The 21,294-nt window shown below is 65.3% G+C and carries 23 protein-coding genes; 7 read left to right on the forward strand and 16 right to left on the reverse strand.

Going from position 1 to position 21,294, the window contains the following annotated elements; translation table 11 throughout:
- Positions 1-361: 361 nt before the first annotated feature.
- Positions 362-1,309 carry a thioredoxin-disulfide reductase gene (gene trxB, locus N5C28_RS03615; protein ID WP_279820237.1) on the reverse strand — a complete coding sequence of 316 codons (948 nt, stop codon included), beginning with the start codon at positions 1,307-1,309 and terminating at the stop codon, positions 362-364.
- Between the two features lie 259 nt (positions 1,310-1,568).
- Between trxB and cysZ the strand changes: the two genes are divergently transcribed.
- Together cysZ and N5C28_RS03625 are read left to right on the forward strand one after the other, a co-directional pair.
- Positions 1,569-2,297 carry a sulfate transporter CysZ gene (gene cysZ / locus N5C28_RS03620; RefSeq protein ID WP_279820240.1) on the forward strand — a complete coding sequence of 243 codons (729 nt, stop codon included), beginning with the start codon at positions 1,569-1,571 and terminating at the stop codon, positions 2,295-2,297.
- A gap of 42 nt (positions 2,298-2,339) precedes the next feature.
- Positions 2,340-3,542 (forward strand): glycosyltransferase family 1 protein, encoded by a 1,203-nt coding sequence (locus tag N5C28_RS03625; RefSeq protein WP_279820242.1) that lies wholly within the window; start codon positions 2,340-2,342, stop codon positions 3,540-3,542.
- A 164-nt stretch (positions 3,543-3,706) separates the two neighbouring features.
- Here N5C28_RS03625 and N5C28_RS03630 read toward each other — a convergent pair whose 3' ends face one another.
- The 5 genes from N5C28_RS03630 to N5C28_RS03650 form a co-directional block, all read right to left on the reverse strand.
- The gene (locus N5C28_RS03630) at positions 3,707-4,816 is read right to left on the reverse strand and encodes an NADH:flavin oxidoreductase (protein ID WP_279820244.1); all 1,110 of its coding nucleotides are present in this window, start codon (positions 4,814-4,816) and stop codon (positions 3,707-3,709) included.
- A 54-nt stretch (positions 4,817-4,870) separates the two neighbouring features.
- Positions 4,871-5,461, reverse strand: a complete 591-nt coding sequence (locus N5C28_RS03635) for a TetR/AcrR family transcriptional regulator (protein WP_279820247.1) — start codon at positions 5,459-5,461, stop codon at positions 4,871-4,873.
- Positions 5,462-5,537: 76 nt separating this feature from the next.
- Positions 5,538-6,269, reverse strand: coding sequence for a nitroreductase family protein (locus N5C28_RS03640; RefSeq protein ID WP_279820249.1), 732 nt, complete (start codon positions 6,267-6,269; stop codon positions 5,538-5,540).
- Positions 6,270-6,374: 105 nt separating this feature from the next.
- Complete coding sequence (locus N5C28_RS03645; RefSeq protein ID WP_279820250.1) at positions 6,375-6,857, reverse strand: glutathione peroxidase; 483 nt, start codon at positions 6,855-6,857, stop codon at positions 6,375-6,377.
- Between the two features lie 148 nt (positions 6,858-7,005).
- Positions 7,006-7,491 (reverse strand): peptidylprolyl isomerase, encoded by a 486-nt coding sequence (locus tag N5C28_RS03650; protein ID WP_279820252.1) that lies wholly within the window; start codon positions 7,489-7,491, stop codon positions 7,006-7,008.
- On the opposite strand from N5C28_RS03650, the gene N5C28_RS03655 reads away from it, so the two are divergent.
- The 4 genes from N5C28_RS03655 (at position 7,460) to N5C28_RS03670 (ending at position 12,298) form a co-directional block, all read left to right on the forward strand.
- Positions 7,460-7,837, forward strand: coding sequence for a DUF3565 domain-containing protein (locus N5C28_RS03655; protein WP_279820254.1), 378 nt, complete (start codon positions 7,460-7,462; stop codon positions 7,835-7,837). The genes N5C28_RS03650 and N5C28_RS03655 overlap by 32 nt on opposite strands.
- Positions 7,838-9,025 carry an acetate kinase gene (locus N5C28_RS03660; RefSeq protein WP_279820256.1) on the forward strand — a complete coding sequence of 396 codons (1,188 nt, stop codon included), beginning with the start codon at positions 7,838-7,840 and terminating at the stop codon, positions 9,023-9,025.
- Positions 9,026-9,070: 45 nt separating this feature from the next.
- Complete coding sequence (gene pta / locus N5C28_RS03665) at positions 9,071-11,164, forward strand: phosphate acetyltransferase (protein WP_279820258.1); 2,094 nt, start codon at positions 9,071-9,073, stop codon at positions 11,162-11,164.
- Positions 11,165-11,392: 228 nt separating this feature from the next.
- Complete coding sequence (locus tag N5C28_RS03670) at positions 11,393-12,298, forward strand: acyltransferase (RefSeq protein WP_279820261.1); 906 nt, start codon at positions 11,393-11,395, stop codon at positions 12,296-12,298.
- A gap of 5 nt (positions 12,299-12,303) precedes the next feature.
- On the opposite strand, the gene N5C28_RS03675 is transcribed toward N5C28_RS03670, so the two are convergent.
- The 9 genes from N5C28_RS03675 to N5C28_RS03715 all read right to left on the reverse strand — a co-directional run bounded on the left by N5C28_RS03675 (position 12,304) and on the right by N5C28_RS03715 (position 19,155).
- Complete coding sequence (locus tag N5C28_RS03675; protein ID WP_279820263.1) at positions 12,304-13,629, reverse strand: diguanylate cyclase; 1,326 nt, start codon at positions 13,627-13,629, stop codon at positions 12,304-12,306.
- A 205-nt stretch (positions 13,630-13,834) separates the two neighbouring features.
- On the reverse strand, positions 13,835-14,491 hold the full coding sequence (locus tag N5C28_RS03680) for an OmpA family protein (RefSeq protein WP_279820265.1): 657 nt from the start codon (positions 14,489-14,491) through the stop codon (positions 13,835-13,837).
- A 132-nt stretch (positions 14,492-14,623) separates the two neighbouring features.
- Complete coding sequence (locus N5C28_RS03685; RefSeq protein ID WP_279820268.1) at positions 14,624-15,289, reverse strand: OmpA family protein; 666 nt, start codon at positions 15,287-15,289, stop codon at positions 14,624-14,626.
- A gap of 62 nt (positions 15,290-15,351) precedes the next feature.
- Positions 15,352-15,996: an MBL fold metallo-hydrolase gene (locus N5C28_RS03690; RefSeq protein WP_279820270.1), complete on the reverse strand. Its 645-nt coding sequence runs from the start codon at positions 15,994-15,996 to the stop codon at positions 15,352-15,354.
- 89 nt (positions 15,997-16,085) lie between these two features.
- Positions 16,086-16,361 (reverse strand): hypothetical protein, encoded by a 276-nt coding sequence (locus N5C28_RS03695; RefSeq protein WP_279820273.1) that lies wholly within the window; start codon positions 16,359-16,361, stop codon positions 16,086-16,088.
- Between the two features lie 186 nt (positions 16,362-16,547).
- Entirely contained in the window at positions 16,548-16,889 is a 342-nt protein-coding gene (locus tag N5C28_RS03700; protein ID WP_279820275.1) for a hypothetical protein, read from the reverse strand.
- Between the two features lie 322 nt (positions 16,890-17,211).
- Positions 17,212-18,033, reverse strand: coding sequence for an alpha/beta hydrolase (locus N5C28_RS03705; protein ID WP_279820278.1), 822 nt, complete (start codon positions 18,031-18,033; stop codon positions 17,212-17,214).
- Between the two features lie 101 nt (positions 18,034-18,134).
- Complete coding sequence (locus N5C28_RS03710; RefSeq protein ID WP_279820281.1) at positions 18,135-18,371, reverse strand: DUF2798 domain-containing protein; 237 nt, start codon at positions 18,369-18,371, stop codon at positions 18,135-18,137.
- Positions 18,372-18,420: 49 nt separating this feature from the next.
- A complete protein-coding gene (locus N5C28_RS03715) occupies positions 18,421-19,155 on the reverse strand; it encodes a cysteine hydrolase (protein WP_279820284.1) in 735 nt (244 codons plus the stop codon).
- Between the two features lie 309 nt (positions 19,156-19,464).
- On the opposite strand from N5C28_RS03715, the gene N5C28_RS03720 reads away from it, so the two are divergent.
- On the forward strand, positions 19,465-20,208 hold the full coding sequence (locus tag N5C28_RS03720) for an SDR family NAD(P)-dependent oxidoreductase (RefSeq protein ID WP_279820287.1): 744 nt from the start codon (positions 19,465-19,467) through the stop codon (positions 20,206-20,208).
- 83 nt (positions 20,209-20,291) lie between these two features.
- Here N5C28_RS03720 and N5C28_RS03725 read toward each other — a convergent pair whose 3' ends face one another.
- On the reverse strand, positions 20,292-20,885 hold the full coding sequence (locus N5C28_RS03725) for a hypothetical protein (protein WP_279820289.1): 594 nt from the start codon (positions 20,883-20,885) through the stop codon (positions 20,292-20,294).
- Between the last annotated feature and the right edge of the window lie 409 nt (positions 20,886-21,294).

A 21,294-nucleotide genomic window follows, 5' to 3' on the forward strand; every position in this document is an offset into this window, starting at 1 on the left:
AGGACCGCTATCCCCGGGTGTCGCTTCGCTCGACCCAGGCTACGCCCCCTGTAGGAGCGGGCTTGCCCGCGAGCTTTTCTTCACCCGCTCGGATCGCCGCGAGGCATAGGTCGTCGAGCTCGAGGCCGAGGCCCCTCCTACAGCCCCCTATCCCCGGGTATCGCTTCGCTCGACCCAGGCTACGCACCCTGTAGGAGCGGGCTTGCCCGCGAGCTTTTCGCTCACGCCGTCAGATCAACGCCAAGCCAGCACCGCCGAGCTCGAGGCCAAAGCCTCTCCTACGGGGACGGCTACCGCCCGGGTGTCGCTCCGCTCGACCCAGGCGACGGACTGTTCGCAGGGTGGATGACGCCCCGTCCGATCACTGCCCGTCCAGGTAGCGCTCCACGTCCAGTGCCGCCATGCAGCCGGCGCCGGCCGAGGTGATCGCCTGGCGGTACACGTGGTCGGCCACGTCGCCGGCGGCGAACACGCCCGGGATGCTGGTGGCGGTGGCATTGCCGTCGCGGCCGCCGTTGACCACCAGGTAGCCGTCCTTGAGCGCCAGTTGGCCCTCGAACAGCGAGGTATTCGGCGTATGCCCGATGGCCACGAACAGGCCGTCGACCTTGAGCTCGTCGAGGCTGCCATCGCTGTTCTTCACCCGCACGCCGGTCACGCCCATGGCGTCACCCAGCACCTCGTCCACCTCGGCATTGAGCTTGAGGATGATCTTGCCCTCGGCAACCCGCGCCTGCAGCTTGTCCTGCAGGATCTTCTCGGCGCGGAAGGTATCGCGGCGGTGCACCAGGGTCACGGTGCTGGCGATGTTGGCCAGGTACAGCGCTTCTTCCACGGCCGTGTTGCCGCCACCCACCACCGCCACATCGCGGTTGCGGTAGAAGAACCCGTCGCAGGTGGCGCAGGCGGAGACGCCCTTGCCCATGAACGCCTCTTCACTGCTCAGGCCCAGGTAACGGGCGCTGGCGCCGGTGGCGATGATCAGCGCGTCGGCGGTGTAGGTGCCGCTGTCGCCGATCAGCATGAACGGCTTGCCCGCCAGGTCCACGGCGTTGATGTGGTCGTAGACGATCTCCGTCTCGAAGCGCTCGGCATGCTCCTGCATGCGCTGCATCAGCGCCGGGCCGGTCAGGCCGTGGACATCGCCCGGCCAGTTGTCCACTTCAGTAGTGGTGGTCAGCTGGCCGCCGGCCTGCAGCCCGGTGATCAGCAACGGCTTGAGGTTGGCCCGTGCGGCGTACACCGCTGCGCTGTAGCCCGCAGGCCCGGAGCCGAGAATGATCACGCGAGCGTGACGGGATGCTGACATGACTGAGACCTCCAACCGGCGTACCGGTACGAATAAAAAGGGGCGATCCGAGTGCCAGGGGAAGGCGTTCAGAAAGGGGACGCCCCGCAAAGTGATAAACGGGTGTGGAACATGCGGCGAACGTTACCCAGACGCCCGGGATTACGGAAATACCCTTTGCCAATCCGCGGCATAGACGGCCCCTATGGCCCGTGTCACGGGCTTTCCCCTGTCACGCAAAGCCGGTAAGGTCGGCGCACGATCAACTCTGGAGAACCCCATGCCCGCTCCCGTCCTGTCCGGCCCGCAATACCTCGGCGAGGGCCTGAAACTGGTCCTGAGCCCTGGCCTGCGCCTGTTCGTGCTGCTGCCCCTGGCGATCAACCTGATCCTCTTCGTGGGCCTGATCAGCCTCGCCCTGCAGCAATTCGGCGGCTGGGTCGACACCTTCATGCCGAGCCTGCCGAGCTGGCTGGGCTTTCTCGAATACATCCTGTGGCCGCTGTTCGTGGTGCTGGTGCTGCTGATGGTGTTCTTCACCTTCACCATGCTGGCCAACATCATCGCCGCGCCGTTCAACGGCTTTCTCGCGGAAAAGGTCGAGGTGGTGGTGCGCGGCGAAGACAACTTCCCGCCGTTCAGCTGGGGCGAACTGGCCGCCATGGTGCCGCGCACCTTGGGCCGCGAGGCGCGCAAGCTGGCCTACTTCCTGCCCCGGGCCATCGGCCTGCTGATCCTCTCGTTCATCCCGGTGGTCAACCTGGTCGCCGCGCCGCTGTGGCTGCTGTTCGGCGTGTGGATGATGGCCATCCAGTACATCGACTACCCGGCGGACAACAACAAGATGAGCTGGCAGGACATGCTCGCCTGGCTGCGCGAGAAGCGCTGGCAGAGCCTGGGCTTTGGCGGCGCCACCTACGCCGCGCTGCTGATCCCTTTCGTCAATATCGTGATGATGCCGGCTGCCGTGGCCGGCGCCACGCTATTCTGGGTGCGTGAGCGCGGCTGATCGCGCGTCACAATAACGCCACCCAATCGTCACAGTTGCTACATGGCGGCGGCGCACACTGCCGTCATGAGCACATCCTCGCTGTCCATCGCCCTGATCACCGAGACCTTCCCGCCAGAAATCAACGGGGTGGCCAATACCCTGGGCCGCCTGGTCGACGGGCTGCGCAACAAGGGCCACCGGGTCCAGCTGGTGCGCCCCCGCCAGGATATCGACAACGGGCGCAAGAGCGATGAGCACCTGCTCCTGACCCGCGGCTGGCCGCTGCCCGGCTACCCCGGGCTGCAATGGGGACAGTCGGCCCTGCACAAGCTGCTGCGCAGCTGGAAGCGCCAACGCCCGGACGTGCTGTACATCGCCACCGAGGGCCTGCTGGGCTTGTCCGCTCTGCGCGCCGCCGGGCGCCTGGGCATTCCGGTGGTCAGTGGCTTTCATACCAACTTCCAGCAGTACACCGGGCACTACGGGGTCGGCCTGCTGACCCGGGCCATGACCAACTACCTGCGCTGGTTCCACAACCGCACGCGCATCACCCTGGTGCCCAGCGTCAGCCAGAAGATCGACCTGGAGCGCCGCGGTTTCGAGCGCCTGGAACTGCTGGCCCGCGGCGTCGACGGGCAATTGTTCCACCCGAGCAGGCGCTCCCCCGAGCTGCGCCGGCAATGGGGCCTCGAGGACGACGACATCGCCGTCCTGCACGTGGGCCGCCTGGCGGTGGAAAAGAACCTCGGCCTGCTGGTCCGCAGCTTTCGGGCGCTGCAGGCGCGCTACCCGCAACGCATCCTGAAACTGATCCTGGTGGGTGACGGCCCGCAGCGCGCCAGCCTCCAGCAGCAACTGCCGGACGCCATCTTCTGCGGGCTGCAGCGGGGCGAGGAACTGGCAACGCATTACGCCTGCGGCGACCTGTTCATCTTCCCCAGCCTGTCGGAGACCTTCGGCAACGTGGTGCTCGAAGCCCTGGCCGCCGGCCTGGCGGTGGTGGCGTTCGACCAGGCGGCCGCCGCCCAGCACATTCACCCGGGGCACAACGGTGCCCTGGCCAGCGCAGACGACGAATACGGCTTCATCGAATCCGCCTGCTGGCTGCTCGAAACCCCGGAAACCCTGCGCCGCGTCCGCCTGAATGCACGCCAGCATGCCGCCCGGCAAGGCTGGCCGGCGATCGTCGAGCTGTTCGAGCACCACCTGCGCAGCGCGATTCTCCCACCCCAGGAGTTGCCGGCTGGCCGTACCTTGCCCTGACGACCGACCGCGCGCTTCCTGGGCGCCTGCATCGATCCCAAAAACAACGCTCGCGGGCAAGCCCGCTCCTACACAAGCCACCCCACCCTACGGACGAAAAAAAGCCCCGGGGGTACCGGGGCTTCGAAGGAGCGTGCCGGGGTACGGCACGCCGGGGATCGGGTTCAGACCAGGCTCATCAGGGCCTCACGGCTGAACGGCAGGATGTCCTGCTCGCGGCCGTCGCGGACCTTCACGGCCCAGTCGGCGTCGACCAGCAGTGCACGGCCGACCGCCACCAGGTCGAATTCCTGCTTGTTCAGGCGCTCCAGCAGGTTCTCCAGGCTGGCCGGCTCGGCCACCTTGTCGGTGTTGACCATGAACTGCAGGAACTCGCCGTCCAGGCCGACGCTGCCCACGGTGATGGTCGGCTTGCCGGTCAACTGGCGGGTCCAGCCGGCCAGGTTGAGGTCGGAGCCGTCGAACTCCGGCTCCCAGAAGCGGCGGGTCGAGCAATGGAAGATATCCACGCCAGCGTCGGCCAGCGGCTTGAGGAACGCGCCCAGGGCTTCCGGGGTTTCCACCAGGCGGGCGCTGTAGTCCTGCTGCTTCCACTGGGAGAAGCGGAAGATGATCGGGAAGTCCGGGCCCACGGCCGCGCGTACGGCCTGGATCAGTTCGATGGCGAAGCGCGAGCGCTGGGCCAGGTCGCCACCGTATTCATCGGTGCGCTGGTTGCTGCCGGCCCAGAAGAACTGGTCGATCAGGTAACCGTGGGCGCCGTGGATTTCCACGCCGTCCATGCCGATTGCCTGGGCATCCTTGGCGGCCTGGGCGAAGGCGGCGATCACCTCCTTGATGTCGTCCTGGGTCATGCCGTGGACCACGACCTTGCCGTCCTTCAGCTTCTCGCTCGGGCCATAGCCCGGCACGCTGGCATCCGGCTCGGTGCCCAGCTTGCGCACATTGCCCACGTGCCACAGCTGCGGGACGATCTTGCCGCCTTCGGCGTGCACCGCGTCGACCACCTTCTTCCAGCCGGCCAGGGCGTCTTCACCGTAGAAGCGCGGCACGTTCGGGTAGCCGTTGGCCGCCTTGTGGCCGACCGTGGTGCCTTCGGTGACGATCAGGCCGACGCCCGCCGCCGCACGACGGCGGTAGTACTCGATGACCTTGCTGTTCGGCACGCCGCCAGGCGAGAAGGACCGGGTCATGGGCGCCATCACCACACGGGTCGGCAGTTCGAGTGCGCCGAGGCTGAACGGTTGGAACAGCGCTTTTACCGGATCATTCATCATCATTCCTCTGTCGGCCGACGGGCCGATCGTCATGTTCGCTAAAGGGGTCGGTCAGGCGTGGAGCAGGCGCTGCAAACGCAGCATGAAATCGTCCAGCACGCGGGTGTTGCTGGCGACCTTGAGTCGGGTCAGCGCGCCCTGCCAGGCATTGGCGATGAAGCCTGCCAGGTTGCGGCAATCCTCGTCGGCCGGCAGTTCGCCCTGGGCCTGGGCCTCTTCCAGGCAGGCCTGGAGGATATCGGCGGAGCGTTGCAGGATCGCATCGACCTCGGCCCCCAGGCTCGGCGACAGCTCGGCCATTTCGAAACTGAGGCTGCCGATGAAGCAGTGGTATTCGAGTTTCTCCTGGCGCGAGAAATGCTCCACCAGCTCGGCGTAGTAGCCGAGGATGCGCTCGCGCGGGCTCGCCGCCGGATGGGCCAGGGCCTGGGCATAGCGCTGCAGGCGCGGTCCGTAGACGTGCTGCAGGGCCTGCAGGGCGAAGTCTTCCTTGCTGGCGAAGTAGTGGTAGAAGGAGCCCTTGGGCACGCTGGCGGCCTGGACGATCTCCTGCACACCGGCGCCGTGGTAGCCACGGCGGGTCATCACTTCCGCGCCTTTGGCAAGGATCAGGTCGCGCTTGTCGAGTCGGTTGCTGTTCATGGCGCCGAGCATATGACCGGTCGTCTAGGATCGCCCAGTACTATTGATGCCCGTGATTGAGCGCCACAAGCGCGGCTCACAACCAGGTGACGTGCTGCTCCAGCGGAAAACGCAGCCGCGGGTTGTAGACGCCCTTCTCACCCTGGCGCCCCACCGCCAGCAGCATGATCGGAATGGCCTGGCGCGGTATATCCAGGACACGGCGCAAGCGCACCTCGTCGAAGCCCTCCATGGGACAGGTCGCATACCCGTGGCTCTGGAAAGCCAGCATCAGGTTCTGCGCCGCCAGCGCCGTGGACTTCACCGCCCACAGGCGCATCTGCCCATGGCTGTTGGGTGCGCGCATCAGCGGTTTGCGCAACGCCGCCACCCGCAGCAACTGGCGCTTGAAGAAGCCCAGCACGCCCAGCGGCCCCTGGTTGTACTGGAACGGCGCGGTCTTGGCGTAGAAGTGGCGGACACGGGCCGGCACCTCGGGCTCCGGCCAGTGCTCGACGATGTTCGCACACGCCTGCCGCCAGGTGTCCGGGCGCGCCAGCACGGCGATGATCAGCGGCGCCTTGGCCGCGTTCTGGCTCATGCACACCGGGTGCAGGCGCGCCAGCAGCGCCGGGTCGCGGATCACCTGAAAGCTCCAGGGCTGCAGGTTGCAGGAGTTGGGGGCGAGCACCGCCAGTTCCAGGCAGTCGCGCACCACGCTGTCGGGCACGGGTTCGGCGGTGAAACGGCGCACCGCGCGGCGGCTCTCGATGAGCGCGCGCAAGGCGGCGGGCGATGTCGGCGGGGTATCGGTGGGAAAAAGCGTCATGGGCGGCGATCCTCACAAGATCGCCCGATTAAGCCGCCATGGGCCAAGGCCTACAAGCCCCCGCGAGGGAATGGCCGCAGCCTTGGCGGTTATGGCCTTGGCGAATCAGCTCAGGGACTTTTCGATGGCCTGGATCAGCGCCGGGTCATCCGGCGCGGTACGGGGCGAGAAACGCGCCAGCACGCGGCCGTCCTGCCCGACCAGGAATTTCTCGAAGTTCCAGGTGATGTCCCCGGGAAACTCGGCGCCCTCGCCCGCCAGCAGGCGGTACAGCGGGTGGCGCCCCGGGCCGTTGACTTCCAGCTTGCTGCCCAGGGGGAAGGTCACGCCGTAGTTGAGGCTGCAGAACTCACGGATCGCCTCTTCGCTGTCGGGCTCCTGGCCGGCGAACTGGTTGCACGGCAAGCCGAGCACGGTGAACCCCTGGGAACGGTATTGCTGGTACAGCTTTTCCAACCCGGCGTACTGCGGGGTCAAGCCGCATTTGGACGCGACATTCACCACCAGTACGACCTGCCCCTTGAACGGCGCCAACGGCAGGTCCTGGCCATCCAGCGCACGCAGATTGAGATCGTGAAAGGCACTCATGACGTGACTCCTAGGAAACGTTTGCGGTTGCGCGCAGCGGATAAAAAAGGCGCCTGAAAAGGCGCCTTTCTTTGACTCAGCTTAGCAGCAGACGGCCGGTGCAACACGACCATAAGTCGAATTGCGTTACCGCCATACGGCTGCTGGATCAGTGGTGATGACCACCTTCACCGTGGATGTGACCGTGGGCCACTTCTTCGGAGCTGGCGTCACGCACGTTGACGACCTTGACCTTGAAGTTCAGGCGCTGGCCGGCCAGCGGGTGGTTGCCGTCGACGATCACGTCATCGCCGTCCAGCTCGCGGATGGTGACGATCTGCATGCCGCCGTCCGGGCCGGAAGCGTGGAACTGCATGCCGACTTCCAGCTCGTCGACGCCTTCGAACATCGAACGGTTCAGGGTGGCGACCAGTTCAGCGCTGTATTCGCCGTAGGCTTCTTCCGGCTCGACGGCCACGTCCAGCTCGTCACCGACCTGCTTGCCCAGCAGGGCCTTTTCCAGACCTGCGATAATGTTGCCTGCGCCGTGCAGGTAAACCAGCGGCGCGCCGCCAGCGGAACTGTCGATCACCTCACCGGCATCGTTGGTCAGGGTATAGTCGATGGAGACAGCCTTGTTGGCGGCGATCAGCATGGGGCGAGACCTTTTGCATAGGAATAATGAACGGACAAGTTTAACCAAGGGTGCGCGCGAAAGCGAACCAAGCACTGACGGACGGCCTGCGACACCGCGCGCAGACGCCCAGCCAGACGCTGGCGCGGTGCGCGTGCTTGATTTTCGTCAGGACGAGGACGGCCACTGGGTGGCAGTCTTGTCTTGCGGCCATACTCAACACCTGCGTCATCAGCCGCCCTGGCAGAATCGCGAGTGGGTCATCGACCCCGCCAGGCGACGCGCCCAGGTTGGCCAGCCGTTCGCCTGCGGCTGGTGCGCGGCCGAGGCCGACACGCTTTCAGGTAGTCACGATAAGGAATCATAAATGCCGGCACGCAACATTCTGGTGATCAACTGCGGCAGCTCATCGATCAAGTTCGCCCTGGTCAACGAAGCCCACTCGCAATTCCCCCTGAGCGGCCTGGCCGAGCGCCTGGGCGGCCCCGACGCCGTGCTGCACTGGCAGCGCGGCGGTGAGCGCGACAGCCTGATGATGCCCAACGGCGACCATCGCAGCGCCCTCGCCCAACTGCTGCCGCTGGTGCAGGGCGCCGCGGGCGGCAAGCTGCACGGCATCGGCCACCGCGTGGTGCATGGCGGCGAACACTTCACCAGCGCCAGCCGCCTGGACGACAGCGCGCTGCGGGCGATTCGCGCCACCGCACCGCTGGCGCCCTTGCACAATCCGGCCAACCTGCTGGGCATCGAAGCGGCGATGAAGGTCTACCCGGACCTGCCGCACGTGGCGGTGTTCGACACCGCGTTCCACCAGACCCTGCCCGAACACGCGTTCCGCTACGCCCTGCCGGAATCCCTGTACCGCCAGCACGGCGTGCGCCGCTACGGCTTCCACGGCACCAGCCACCGCTTCGTCAGCCACCGCGCCGCCGAGTTGGCAGGCCTGTCCATCGGCGACAGCAGCTGGCTGGTGGCGCACCTGGGCAACGGCTGTTCGACCTGCGCCATCGTCAACGGCCAGAGCCGCGACACCAGCATGGGCCTCACGCCCCTGGAAGGCCTGGTGATGGGCACCCGCAGCGGCGATGTCGACCCCAACCTGCACAGCCACCTGGCTCGCACCCTGGGCTGGAGCCTCGAGCAGATCGACACCCTGCTCAATAAAGAAAGCGGCCTGCAGGGCCTGTCCGGCCTGTCCAACGACATGCGCAGCCTGGAACAGGCCCGCGACCAGGGCCACGCTGGCGCCACCCTGGCCATCGAGGTGTTCTGCTACCGCCTGGCCAAGTCCCTGGCCGCCATGAGCTGCGCCCTGTCCACGCTCGACGGGCTGATCTTCACCGGCGGCATCGGCGAGAACTCGCCGCTGATCCGCAGCAAGACCGTGGCCCACCTGAAACTGCTCAACCTGACGCTCGACAGCGAGGCCAACGCCCGGACCATCCGCGGCATCGGCGGTCCGATCCACGCCAAGGGGCACCCGCGCGTGCTGGTGGTACCGACCAACGAAGAGCGCCAGATCGCCCTGGACACGCTGGCGCTGCTGAGCGCCTGACCGAGCGGCACGGTGCGCCGTGCCAGCCGCCCTAACGGAGATTCCATGCACACATTCTTCATTGCCCCCACCGGTTTCGGCGTCGGCCTCACCTCCATCAGCCTCGGGCTGGTCGGGGCGCTGGAGCGCGCCGGCCTCAAGGTCGGCTTCTTCAAGCCGATCGCCCAACCGCACCCCGGCGATCTCGGCCCGGAGCGTTCCAGCGAACTGATCGCGCGCACCCACGGCCTGCATTCGCCCAAGCCCCTGGGCCTGTCCCACGTGGAGCGCATGCTCGGCGACGGCCACCTGGACGAACTGCTCGAAGAAATCATCAGCCTTTACCAGCAGGCCGCGGCCGGCAAGGACGTGGTCATCGTCGAAGGCATGGTGCCCACGCGCCAGGCCAGCTACGCGGCCCGGGTCAACTTCCACCTGGCCAAGAGCCTGGACGCCGACGTGATCCTGGTGTCGGCGCCGGAGCAGGAAACCCTCAGCGAGCTATGCGACCGGGTGGAAATCCAGGCCCAACAGTTCGGCGGCCCGAAAGACCCGAAAGTGCTCGGCGTGATCCTCAACAAGATCCGCAGCGACGACGGCATCGAAGCCTTCGCCGATCGCCTGAAGGAACTCACCCCGCTGCTCAGGACCGACGATTTCCGCCTGCTCGGCTGCATCCCCTGGCAGGAAGAACTCAACGCCCCGCGCACCCGTGACATCGCCGACCTGCTCGGCGCCCGGGTGCTGAATGCCGGTGACTACGAGCAGCGGCGCATGATGAAGATCGTGCTCTGCGCCCGCGCCGTGGCCAACACCGTGCAACTGCTCAAGCCCGGCACCCTGGTGGTGACGCCGGGCGATCGCGACGACATCATCCTCGCCGCCAGTCTGGCCGCCATGAACGGCATGCCCCTGGCCGGCCTGCTGCTGTGCAGCGACTTCGCCCCCGACCCACGCATCATGGAACTGTGCCGCGGCGCCCTGCAGACCGGCCTGCCGGTGATGACCGTGAGCACCGGCTCCTACGACACCGCCACCAACCTCAACCGCCTGAACAAGGAAATCCCGGTCGACGACAAGGAGCGCGCCGAGAAGGTCGCCGACTTCGTCGCCAGCCACATCGACCACGAATGGCTGGGCAAGCGCTGCGGCACCCCGCGCGAATTGCGCCTGTCGCCACCGGCCTTCCGCTACCAGTTGGTGCAGCGCGCCAAGGCCGCGGACAAACGCATCGTCCTGCCGGAAGGCAGCGAACCGCGCACCGTGCAGGCTGCTGCCATCTGCCAGGCCCGGGGCATTGCCCGCTGCGTGCTGCTGGCCAAGCCCGAAGACGTGCACGCCGTGGCCAAGGCCCAGGGCATCGAGCTGCCGCCGGGCCTGGAAATCCTCGACCCGGACCTGATCCGCGAGCGCTACGTGGAGCCCATGGTGGAATTGCGCAAAGGCAAGGGCCTGAACGCGCCGATGGCTGCCGCCCAGCTGGAAGACACCGTGGTCATGGGCACCATGATGCTGGCCCTGGACGAGGTCGATGGCCTGGTGTCCGGTGCCATCCACACCACCGCCAACACCATCCGCCCAGCCCTGCAGCTGATCAAGACCGCACCGGGCTACAACCTGGTGTCCTCGGTGTTCTTCATGCTGCTGCCGGACCAGGTGCTGGTGTACGGCGACTGCGCCGTGAACCCGGACCCGAGCGCTGCCGAGCTGGCGGAAATCGCCGTGCAGAGCGCCGCCTCGGCGGTGGCCTTCGGCATTCCGCCGCGGGTGGCGATGCTCAGCTATTCCACCGGCGATTCCGGCAGCGGCGAGGAAGTCGAGAAGGTGCGTGAAGCCACGCGCCTGGCCCGGCAACAGGCGCCGGACCTGCCCCTGGACGGCCCGCTGCAATACGACGCCGCGGCCATCGAAAGCGTCGGCCGGCAGAAGGCACCGAACAGCCCGGTGGCCGGGCGTGCCACGGTGTTCATATTCCCCGACCTGAACACCGGCAACACCACCTACAAGGCGGTGCAACGCAGCGCCGACTGCGTCAGCGTCGGCCCGATGCTGCAGGGTTTGCGCAAGCCGGTGAACGACCTGTCCCGCGGGGCCCTGGTCGATGACATCGTCTACACCATCGCCCTGACCGCCATCCAGGCCGCCAACCTGCCGAGCTGATTGCCTGGCGGGCGGGTCCCCGGACCTGCCCGCCTGCGCGATACCGGAGCGGCTCTACGGAACGAAACGACGCCATCAAGCGGCTATATGCCGCGATCACCAGCATTTGGAAAGGCTTGAAGTTCATCGAACAGTCGGTAATCTGTGCGCCGAACGCCCCTCGGTAGAAACCGCGGGCCATGAACACAAGACAGGGCCCCGGCCCCATTTCTGGAGGCATCTGCCCCCATGCTGCACATTCTGCCTGCCGCCCTGCGCGGCCCGATCGGTGCCAGCCTGCTCGCCCTCAACACCCTGTTCTGGTGCTGGCCGCTGTTCGCCGTGACCTTCTTCAAGATCTGCCTGCCCTTCGCCGCCGCCCAACGCGTGCTCGACGTCTGGATGAATTTCATCCACGAATCCTGGGTCAGCGGCAACAAGGTGTGGATGGACCTGGTGGGCAAGACCCGCTGGCAGGTCAACGGCTTGCAGGGCCTGGACTACCAGCACTCCTACCTGGTCACCAGCAACCACCAGAGCTGGGTGGACATCCTGGTGCTGCAGTACGTGCTCAACCGCGAGATCCGCCCGCTGAAGTTCTTCCTCAAGCAGGAGCTGATCTGGGTGCCGGTGATCGGCCTGTGCTGGTGGGCGCTGGGCTTCCCCTTCATGAAGCGCTACTCCAAGGCGTACCTGGCCAAGCACCCGGAGAAAAAGGGCAAGGACCTGGAAACCACGCGCCGCACCTGCGCCAAGTTCCGCAACAGCCCAGTGGGCATCTTCAACTTCCTCGAAGGCACGCGTTTCACCCCTGCCAAGCACGCCGAGCAGAAGTCGCCCTTCAAGTACCTGCTCAAACCCAAGGCCGGTGGCATCGCCTTCGTGCTCGACGCCATGGGCGAGCAACTGAACAGCATCGTCAACGTCACCATCCACTACCCCCAGGGCAACCCGGGCTTCTGGGCGCTGCTCAGCGGCGAGATCGACAACGTGGTGGTGAACATTCAGGAACTGCCGATCCCGACCGACTTCATCGGCCGCAACTACGACCAGGACGAAACCTACCGCCTGGCCTTCCAGCAATGGGTCAACCGGCTCTGGGAAGAGAAGGACGCCGAACTGGCTCGCCTGCACCAGACCAACCCGGCCAGCTGAGGCCGTCAGGTAACGGGCTGCGAAGGCCCCGGACTGAAACGGAACTGCCGCCGGCCACTGCGCTTGGCGGCATACATCGCGGCATCGGCGGCACGCAGCACATCCTCCACGGTGCCACCGCTACCCGGCAGGAAGGTGATGCCGATACTCGCCCCCAGGTGGAAAACCTCGCCCTCCAGGTCGTACTGGCGGGACAACTGCTCGATCAGCTTCTCCGCCACACAGCCCGCATCGTCCGGGCTGTTCAGGCTGTCGAGGATCACCGTGAATTCATCCCCGCCGATGCGCGCCAGGCGATCGTAGGGCCGCAGGATGGCCCGCAGCTGGTCGCTGACCCAGCGCAGCAGCTGGTCACCCGTCTCGTGCCCCAGGCTGTCGTTGATCTGCTTGAAACCGTCCAGGTCCAGGTACAACACCGCCGTCAGTTGCTCGGCCCGCTCGCTGCGTGCGATGGCCGCCTGCAATTCACGAACGAAACCGCGCCGGTTGAGCAGGCCGGTCAGCGCATCGGTGATCGCCAGGGACTCGAGTTGCTGGTGCAGGTCGCGCACCCGGGTCATGTCCAGGGCCAGCAGCACCATGGCCTGCTGGTCCCCCGGCAAGGGTGAGCAGGACAGCGTCACCGGAATGACCCGACCATCCAGGGTGCGTAGGCTGGCGTCGTGCAGGCGCAGGGTGTCCTGGCGCTGCCAATGCAGGTAGAACTCGGATTGCTGCCAGTGCACCGCATGGGGCGTGGCGATCCAGTTCAGCAGCTCGCTGCCCTTGAGGTCGTGGATCGAGCAGTCGAGCATGCGCGTGATCGCCGGGTTGGCAAAACGCACCTGACCGTCCTCCCCCACCACCATGATGCCTTCGGCAGTGTTATCCAGGATCGAGGCGTTGAAGGCCCGGGCGCTTTCCAGCTGCCGGGTGAGGCGCAGCAAACCGCTGCGGTAACGCTCGTGCTCGAGCAGCACCTGGACCTTGTGCCGTAACACCGTGGGCTGCACCGGCTTGGCGATGAAGTCCACCGCACCGGCGATGTAACCCTCGTCGAGCATGTCGGCGGTCTGGGCCAGCCCGGTGATGAAGATGATCGGCGTGAAACGCGTGCGCGGGTCGCTGCGCATGCAGCGCGCCACCTCGAAGCCATCCATGTGCGGCATGTGCACATCCAACAGCACCAGCCCCACCTCGTGTTCGGCCAGGCATTGCAGGGCTTCTGCACCGGACTCGACGCAGCGCACCCGCCAGTTGCCGCCCTCCAGCAACTCCTCCATGGCCTCCAGGTTGTCACGCTGGTCATCCACGACCAGGATCACCTGGACCTCCTCCTGCAGTTGCCCCAAGTTGTCTCCCCTTCCACTGCCGCGGTCTCATGCCCAGCACGGCACGCTGCCTTTCCTGGCCTGTCCCGGGCCGCATCCGGGCATCGCCGACAACCTGTTTTCACTCAGTCTAGCCGCCCCCTGCCGGATAGCCATCTGCTAGCAACGCCACGAACAGGCACAAAAAAGCCCCCTGACGGGGGCTTCTTCAACGCAGAGGCAATGCTTACAGCGGACGCAGGTTGATCTCGACCCGACGGTTCTGTGCACGCCCCGATTCGTTGGCGTTGCTGGCGATCGGCTGGCTCGGACCGGCGCCGTAGGCGGAGATGCGCGAACCGGCCACGCCGTTGGCGCTGAGGTAGGACGCCACGCTCTGGGCACGACGGTTCGACAGGTTCTGGTTCAGCTCGAGCGAACCGGTGCTGTCGGTGTGACCCACGATGTTCACGCCGTTCTTGTTGAACTCCTTGAACACCAGGACCAGGGAATTCAGGGTCGGGTAGAAGCTGCTGGAGATGTCAGCCGAGTTGCTGCCGAAGGTGATGTTGCCCGGCATGATCAGCTTCAGGTCATCGCCATTGCGCTGCACCTGAACGCCGGTGCCTTGCAGGGTCTGACGCAGCTTGGCTTCCTGGGTGTCGACGTAGTAGCCGTAGCCACCACCGGCGGCACCACCGACGGCGGCGCCGATCAGGGCGCCCTTGCCGCGGTCCTTCTTGCTGGAAGTGGCCGCACCGATGACCGCGCCGGTCACCGCGCCAACGCCACCGTAGATGCCGGCCTTGCCCGCTTGACTCTCACCGGTGTAGGGGTTGGTGGTACAGCCGGCCAACAGAGCCACACCGACAGCCAGGGCGGTCAGATTACGCCAGTTCTTCATAGGGAATTCCTTAACAGTTGTTCGCATGTCGCGCTTCGCGCCGAGAGCTTCGAACCAGACAGGCGTCCGAAGTTCCAGCCGAGCTTACCAGCCCGTGGCCGGGCTGGCTGATACCTGGCGCAAATCCGTCGGCTATTGCACACCCTGCGACGGCCGCAGGGTCACCTCGACCCGGCGATTCTGCGCGCGGCCATCGGCGGTGGCATTGCTCGCCACCGGTTGGTCCGGCCCCATGCCACGGGAGCTCAGGCGAGTGGCATCGACGCCCTGGGCCTGCAGGTAGGTCACCACGCTTTGCGCGCGGCGTTGCGAGAGCGTCATGTTGTAGGCATGGGCGCCGGTGCTGTCGGTGTGGCCGACCACTTCGATATCGTTCTGGTTGTACTGGCGGAACGAGTTGGCCAGGTTGTTCAGCGGCGTGTAGAAGCTGCTGGCGATCTCCGCCGAATCGGTGGCGAAAGTGATATTGCCCGGCATGATCAGCTGGATCACGTCGCCCTGGCGCTGCACCTCGACCCCGGTGCCTTCCATGCTGCGGCGCAGCTCAGCCTCCTGTTTGTCGGCGTAGTAGCCATAACCAGCGCCAGCGGCACCGGCCACCGCCGCGCCGATCAGCGCGCCCTTGCCGCGGTTGTCGTGGTTGATCAGCGCACCGGCAGCGGCGCCGGCCAATGCGCCCAGACCGCCATAGGTGGCCGTGCGGTTGCTGCTTGGGGCGCTCTGGTCATAGGGGTTCTGCGAGGCGCAGCCGGCCAGCAGCGCGCAGGCACACAGGAAAATCACAGGGGTACGAAACATGAGGGTCCTCTCCACGGCAGGTAGATGACCCTTTGAGCCTAGACGCCGGAAATCGTGCGCCATCAGGCGCGGATAAACGGGTTCTCGCGCATCTCGTCACCCAGGCGCGTATCCGGGCCGTGGCCGGTCACCACCGTGGCGTCTTCGTCCAGCGTGTACAGCCGCTGCTTGATCGAGCGCTCGATGGTCGCGTAGTCCCCGCCCCACAGGTCGGTACGACCGATCCCACGACGGAACAACGTATCGCCGGCAATCAGCAGCTTGGCCTGGGGGAACCAGAAGCTCATCGAGCCCGGCGTGTGCCCAGGCGTATGCAATGCCACGCCACAGCCGCAATCCAGCGCCTCGTCGTCCGTCAGCCACTGGTCCGGCGCCGGCACCGGCGTGTACGGCACGCCGAACATGCGGCACTGCATCTCCAGGTTGTCCCAAAGGAACTGGTCCTCCTTGTGCAGGTGCAACGTCGCGCCGGTCTTCTCCTTCATCTGCCCGGAGGCCAGGAAATGATCGAGGTGCGCATGGGTGTGGATGATGCTCACCACCTTCAGACCATGGGCCTCCAGCCGCGCCATGATCACATCCGGATTGCCACCCGGATCGACCACGATCGCCTTCTTCGTCACCGGATCGCCAATGATCGTGCAGTTGCACTGCAACGGGCCGACGGGAAAGGTTTCGCGGATGAGGGTGGGCGCTGGGGTGGTCATGGGTAATCCTGCCGAATTGGACGTGCAATTGGGGCACAGCGAACGTGGCGGTGGCAACCGTCACGGCCAGATCCGGCAGGTGGCAGCCCTCAATGCCGCATGAATTCCAGACACGCCACATCAGGCTGCAGGCGCAGCAGCAGGCGGTTCCACAGGGGGCTGGTGAGGTTGTTGGTGAGGGCTTCGTCGCCGCCCCATTGCGTGCTGACGAACCACACGCCGTCGTGCCGTTGATCGAGTTCGCACGACACGCAGCCGGGTTCGGCGCGCAGGCCGTCGACCAGTTCGGTCAGGCCGTTGCCGAGCATGGTGGAGCGGCCGCGGCGGGCGTGGGCCAACAGGACGGTGGTAATTTCGCTGGTCATCGCTGGATATCCTTCTGGGCGGGATATGGAATGAGCACATCGCAAGGCGGAGCGATCTCGTGTCGGACGCTGCCGCGGGTGTTGCTGCGCGAGCCCTCTCGCGCGACAGGCCGCCGACATCGGGCAACCCGTGGAATACGGAAAAGGAGGCGCTGACTGGTCGCAATCAGGCCTCCCTGCAGCGGGTCATTCGTGAACCAGGCGGATGCCTTCGACGCGCACCTGGTCACCGGGTGCGAAGGTTTTGCCGGGGGTGCGCACGCGCTGGAGCGAGCCGTCGTCGTTCTCGACCACGTAGGCGTTCTCGGCGAGGCCGGCCGACTCTTGGACCGCACTGCCACCGAACACGCCAACCAGCGCCCCGGCCACCGCACCGATCGGCCCACCGATGGCACCGACCATGAGGCCGCTGATGCCACCGAAGACCTTGCCGGTGGAGGTGTCTTCCTGAGCAGAAATCACTTCCGCAGCCATGGCCTGGGAGGTGGTTGCAACGATGAGCAGCGCGCAAAGCAAAGGACGTTTCATAAGGTTCTCCAAAGAGTAAGAGTGAGTTGCACGCTAGACTTATCACGTTCCATGCCAATTATTTTTCACTTGGAAATCAAATAGATATACGAACAAGCAGTCGATATGACCCAAAACAAAAAGCTGTCTCATTGACTACAGAAAGTCATATCGACCAATTTTCACGCGCCGTGCGAAACACTGAAAAAGCCGTCGATAACGCACTGCGCACGCCTCGCCGCCCAAGTCGCAGACAGCCGAACGACACCGCCGAGACGCGCCCGGCGGCGGGTGATCGAAAACAGGAATTCCTTCGCCGACGATTGCGGCGAAGGGACGGAAATCAGGCGTCGGTCGCCCGATGCGCCTGGCAGGCGGCGCGGTTGCCAGCGACAAAGCTGACGCTGAGCGCCACGACCTGCGGGTCGAGCAACACCTTGCTGTGGCCCAGGCCGCTGACCTGGATCAGCACGGAGCCCGCCCATGCCGCGTTCAACGCCTCGGCAGCAGCGAACGGCACGACCTTGTCATCGGCGTCGTGAATGATCAGCCCCGGGTGGCGCAGCCCCCGCTTGAGGATCGGCAGGTCGGCCGCCGCCACGGGTTGCTCGATGAAGCCTTCGACCCAGTTATGAAACGCCTGCGCCTGGGCCGCGTCCAAGCCGAAACCGGCGGCCATGCCATGCACCATCGGGCTCAGCGACGACGGGCCGTTCAGGTGCACGCTGGCCGTGACCTCGAGGCCATGGTTGAACGCCCACAAGGCCGCGCCGGCACCGGCGGAATGCCCGATCACGCCATGGATCTCGCCCAGTGACTGGCACAGGAACAGCAAGGCACGCCCCATGTGCACCACACTGCTGGCCGCGTCGCCGGACTCCCCATGGCCAGGAAAATCCAGCAGGGTCACGCTGTAGCCCGCCGCCACCAGGGGCGCGATGAAGGCGCTGAGGTGCGCGCCTCGGCTGTTCCAGCCATGGGCCAGCACCACCCGGGGTCCGCTCCCCAGGGTCCAGCACACGAGGTCCACGCCATGGTAGTCGAGCACCGTTCGCTGGGCGCCAGCGAGCGCTTGCAGCTGCACGTCGCTCGCGGCAACCCGCTTGGGCATCGAGAACGCCTGGCGGATGGCGGTATACGGACCATCTGAATCGGTCGTAGTCATCTGGTGATTGCCTGGTTACAGGTTGAAGGGAGCAGCCCCTGACGGAGCTGCAGAGGGTGCATGATCGGCACCGCCTGGAACAGTCGTGGCAATACGCCACCTCAGGGACGTGTCTCGTCCGTCAGGCGATCGACCAGGCGGCGGAGCCAGGGGGCGATCAGCAGGACCACGGGCACCATCATCAGCCAGGACACCAGCCAGGCACTCGACCAGTGCGCGATGAAACGCTCGACGGGAAACACCGGCCCGCTGGCCACGGCAGCCGCCACGGCGCAGGTAATGGCCGACTGCACCACCCCGAACAGGTAATGACCATGGCGCCTGGACAATCGGATCATGCGGCTTACCCCTTGTACGGGGCGCCTGAGCGCCCCGGGTGCGGTTGGCTCACGGCTTGGCCGCAAGACGCTTGACCACCTCGTCCGTCGTCCACAGCGCGTTGGCGATGAAGCGGTAGTTGATCAGCGCCGCCAGGTAGCCATCGCCATCGGGCAGGGTCGGGCCGGCGGTCGCATCACGCACCACCGCTACTTCGAAACCCAACTCGAGGAACTCGCGCAGGTGCGATTCCACGCACAGGTTCGCCGCCATGCCGGCCAGGATGATCTGCGACACGCCGTGCTTGCGCAGTTGCAGCGCCAGGTCGTTGGTTTCCGGGCCGTAGACCTTGTGCGGCGAAGCGATGATGGTCTTGCCGTCGAGGATGTACGGCTTGTACTGCGGCATGAAGTCGGCGCCGGAGCCTTCGAACCCCTCCAGGGTCAGCGGGCCCTTGCGGTCGAACATGCAGATGCTGTGCATGACCTTTTCCAGCGGGCCGCCGAATTGCCACTCGTGGTCGCAGGGGTAGTAATAGTGCGGCGACACCGCGACGGTGATGCCGGCCTCCTTGGCCGCGGCGAACAGCTCGCCGATGTGGCGCACGGTGTCGTGCTCGGTGATGCTCTTGCCGAACACCGGCCAGCTGACGCCTTCGGGGCTCAGGAAGTCGATCTGCGGGTCGATTACCACCAGCGCCGCCCGCGACAGGTCCAGCTTCATGCCCGGGTCGGGCAGCGCGGGTTCCGCAGGGTCGGCATACGGGTGGGGAACAGCATGCGAGTGGGTGTGTTCGTTGCTCATGGAAACCTCCAGCCAGTGATAGTCAGCTCGTACCGGCGGGCTTCCCATGAAGCGGCCAGCGAGGACTCCATGCTAGGGCGAGGCGTTGGCGCGGTTTTTCCTGAGCGTGCAGAAGCTTTGATCGTTCGTCCCCATCTGCATCGCCTCGCCCAATCAAGTCATATCGACCATAAAGCAGTCATCCGGACAACTCTTGCGCCGCTGTCATTACGACAACAAATCTCATAACTAGCTGTTTTTAATATAATTATTAATTGGCATGGTTCGTGACACCTTCCTGACGTCTCTATCACTCAGGAACGGACCACCATGTACAACGAATTCGACAACCGCCTTGCCGTCGTCACCGGTGCCAGCTCCGGCATCGGCTTCGTGTTGACCGACAAGCTGCTGAAAGCAGGCGCCAGGGTGCTCGCCATGAGCCGCAACCTCGGCGAGCTGGAAGGCCTGCAGGCGCAGTACGGGGAACGGCTGGTCTGGCTGAAGGGCGACATCACCCGCGATGCCGATCTGGATGCGCTGGCCAAACAGGCCAAGGCCCTCGGCCCCGTGCATTACCTGGCGCCCAATGCGGGCATCGCGCAGCTGGGGGATCGCCTGGATACCGAGGCGTTCGACCGGCAGTGGGCGGTCAATGGCGCGGGTGCATTGAAGACGGTCGCCAAGCTGCAGGATTGCCTGGCCAAGCCGGCGTCGATCGTGTTTACCGGGACCTTCCTGTCGCAGGTGACCTTCCCCGGCCTGGCGGCCTACATCGCCTCCAAGACCGCGCTGAAAGCCTTCGCCCGCAACCTGGCGGTGGAAATGTCCGCCGATGGCATCCAGGTCAACATGGTGTCGCCAGGGCCGACCGCCACACCGATCTGGGGCACCCTGAAACTCAGTGACGTGGAACTGGCCTCCGTGGCGCAGGCCGTGGAGCAACGCCTGCTGACCGAGCAATTCCTGGAGCCGGCTATGGTCGCCGACGCCATGCTGTTCCTGCTGTCGCAGGGCGCGCGCGGCATCTATGGCCAGGATCTGGTGGTCGACAACGGTTACACATTGCGCTGATCACGCCATGCACCGGCAGGGCCTGTGCCCTGCTGTGCATGTACCGCGTGGCAAGGCCGCCCTTGGGCGGCCGTCAGGCGTATTCAGGCAAACTGGCTGAACGACATGCGGTCGTCCACATCACCGCCCCTACCCGTAGCCACCTGGCCACCCACCTGCTGAGCGCCCCAGGGGTTGGACTTCTGCCCCTCGTTGCCCTCATTGATGGCGACTGCCGACCGCTCCTTGATGCGCTGAACGATCTTCTCTTCGATGGCAGCCTGCTGCTCGGGCGGCAGCGACTTCAACTCGTCCTCGGTCAGACCCAGCTCCTTGAGGACGCTGTCGCGCATCTTCTCGGCCGGGGTCATTTCCATGTACTTCTTGAACTCGTCGAGTGCGACGTTGCTGCCCTCACCCAGCGGCTTGCTCAGCACGCCCTGAGTGACACCGACTTCCTTGCCTTTGCTGGCCTCTTCCAGACGCAGGCGAATACGAGCGAAGCCCTCATTGATCGCCTGCTCGGCCCGGTAGGATTCACCGTTATCGTTATTGCCACGGAACGCGGTCGGTGCCGGCACATTCGCGGTGGAAAGCGACAGCAGCTCTTCCTCGCGAAACTCACTCTTGCCTTTGTTGCCCAGGAGCGACAGCGCACTGTAGCCGCCCAGGCCTCCTATGCCTCCAATCGTACTCATACCTCCTCCCTCATTGGTTGCGCACTGCGCGCACGCGCCTTGCTGAGCAAATTTCGCACCCAGTCGAAAATCCCCTTCAGATTCAATCAGTTAAACGAAACATTCGGTTTTCGGCCTCTTCCAGGGTGGCAACGCGCCGCCCGGTAGCGGCAACCGTTTGCCGCTACCGGGCACGGCACACAAGCAAAAAACAACGGCAAGAGGGCAGCCAGCCAGGCTGCAGGCCACGCCAACCGTGCTTATGCAAAAAGCAAAGGTATATATAAAAAATAAGTGAAAAATTTATCTTGCGCACAAAATAAATCAGGCATAGAGTTCGCTCCATGAACTGATTAGCGCGCAATAAGTTAGCTAGCAAATCAAAACACACCGAATCATCGCTTTGCACACACAACCCAACACGCCATAC

It is taken from the genome of Pseudomonas sp. GD03944 (assembly GCF_029839275.1).
Lineage (GTDB): Bacteria > Pseudomonadota > Gammaproteobacteria > Pseudomonadales > Pseudomonadaceae > Aquipseudomonas.

Excerpts from the sequence above, each read along its gene's own strand:
- N5C28_RS03720 (WP_279820287.1), top strand. The coding sequence starts at position 19,465 with ATGTACAACGAATTCGACAACCGCCTTGCCGTCGTCACCGGTGCCAGC.
- cysZ (WP_279820240.1), top strand. The coding sequence starts at position 1,569 with ATGCCCGCTCCCGTCCTGTCCGGCCCGCAATACCTCGGCGAGGGCCTG.
- N5C28_RS03715 (WP_279820284.1), bottom strand. The coding sequence starts at position 19,155 with ATGAGCAACGAACACACCCACTCGCATGCTGTTCCCCACCCGTATGCC.
- N5C28_RS03645 (WP_279820250.1), bottom strand. The coding sequence starts at position 6,857 with ATGAGTGCCTTTCACGATCTCAATCTGCGTGCGCTGGATGGCCAGGAC.
- N5C28_RS03695 (WP_279820273.1), bottom strand. The coding sequence starts at position 16,361 with ATGACCAGCGAAATTACCACCGTCCTGTTGGCCCACGCCCGCCGCGGC.
- pta (WP_279820258.1), top strand. The coding sequence starts at position 9,071 with ATGCACACATTCTTCATTGCCCCCACCGGTTTCGGCGTCGGCCTCACC.
- N5C28_RS03655 (WP_279820254.1), top strand. The coding sequence starts at position 7,460 with ATGGAGACAGCCTTGTTGGCGGCGATCAGCATGGGGCGAGACCTTTTG.
- N5C28_RS03680 (WP_279820265.1), bottom strand. The coding sequence starts at position 14,491 with ATGAAGAACTGGCGTAATCTGACCGCCCTGGCTGTCGGTGTGGCTCTG.
- N5C28_RS03635 (WP_279820247.1), bottom strand. The coding sequence starts at position 5,461 with ATGAACAGCAACCGACTCGACAAGCGCGACCTGATCCTTGCCAAAGGC.
- N5C28_RS03685 (WP_279820268.1), bottom strand. The coding sequence starts at position 15,289 with ATGTTTCGTACCCCTGTGATTTTCCTGTGTGCCTGCGCGCTGCTGGCC.
- N5C28_RS03710 (WP_279820281.1), bottom strand. The coding sequence starts at position 18,371 with ATGATCCGATTGTCCAGGCGCCATGGTCATTACCTGTTCGGGGTGGTG.
- N5C28_RS03670 (WP_279820261.1), top strand. The coding sequence starts at position 11,393 with ATGCTGCACATTCTGCCTGCCGCCCTGCGCGGCCCGATCGGTGCCAGC.
- N5C28_RS03650 (WP_279820252.1), bottom strand. The coding sequence starts at position 7,491 with ATGCTGATCGCCGCCAACAAGGCTGTCTCCATCGACTATACCCTGACC.
- N5C28_RS03690 (WP_279820270.1), bottom strand. The coding sequence starts at position 15,996 with ATGACCACCCCAGCGCCCACCCTCATCCGCGAAACCTTTCCCGTCGGC.
- trxB (WP_279820237.1), bottom strand. The coding sequence starts at position 1,309 with ATGTCAGCATCCCGTCACGCTCGCGTGATCATTCTCGGCTCCGGGCCT.
- N5C28_RS03630 (WP_279820244.1), bottom strand. The coding sequence starts at position 4,816 with ATGAATGATCCGGTAAAAGCGCTGTTCCAACCGTTCAGCCTCGGCGCA.
- N5C28_RS03705 (WP_279820278.1), bottom strand. The coding sequence starts at position 18,033 with ATGACTACGACCGATTCAGATGGTCCGTATACCGCCATCCGCCAGGCG.
- N5C28_RS03640 (WP_279820249.1), bottom strand. The coding sequence starts at position 6,269 with ATGACGCTTTTTCCCACCGATACCCCGCCGACATCGCCCGCCGCCTTG.
- N5C28_RS03725 (WP_279820289.1), bottom strand. The coding sequence starts at position 20,885 with ATGAGTACGATTGGAGGCATAGGAGGCCTGGGCGGCTACAGTGCGCTG.
- N5C28_RS03700 (WP_279820275.1), bottom strand. The coding sequence starts at position 16,889 with ATGAAACGTCCTTTGCTTTGCGCGCTGCTCATCGTTGCAACCACCTCC.
- N5C28_RS03660 (WP_279820256.1), top strand. The coding sequence starts at position 7,838 with ATGCCGGCACGCAACATTCTGGTGATCAACTGCGGCAGCTCATCGATC.
- N5C28_RS03625 (WP_279820242.1), top strand. The coding sequence starts at position 2,340 with ATGGCGGCGGCGCACACTGCCGTCATGAGCACATCCTCGCTGTCCATC.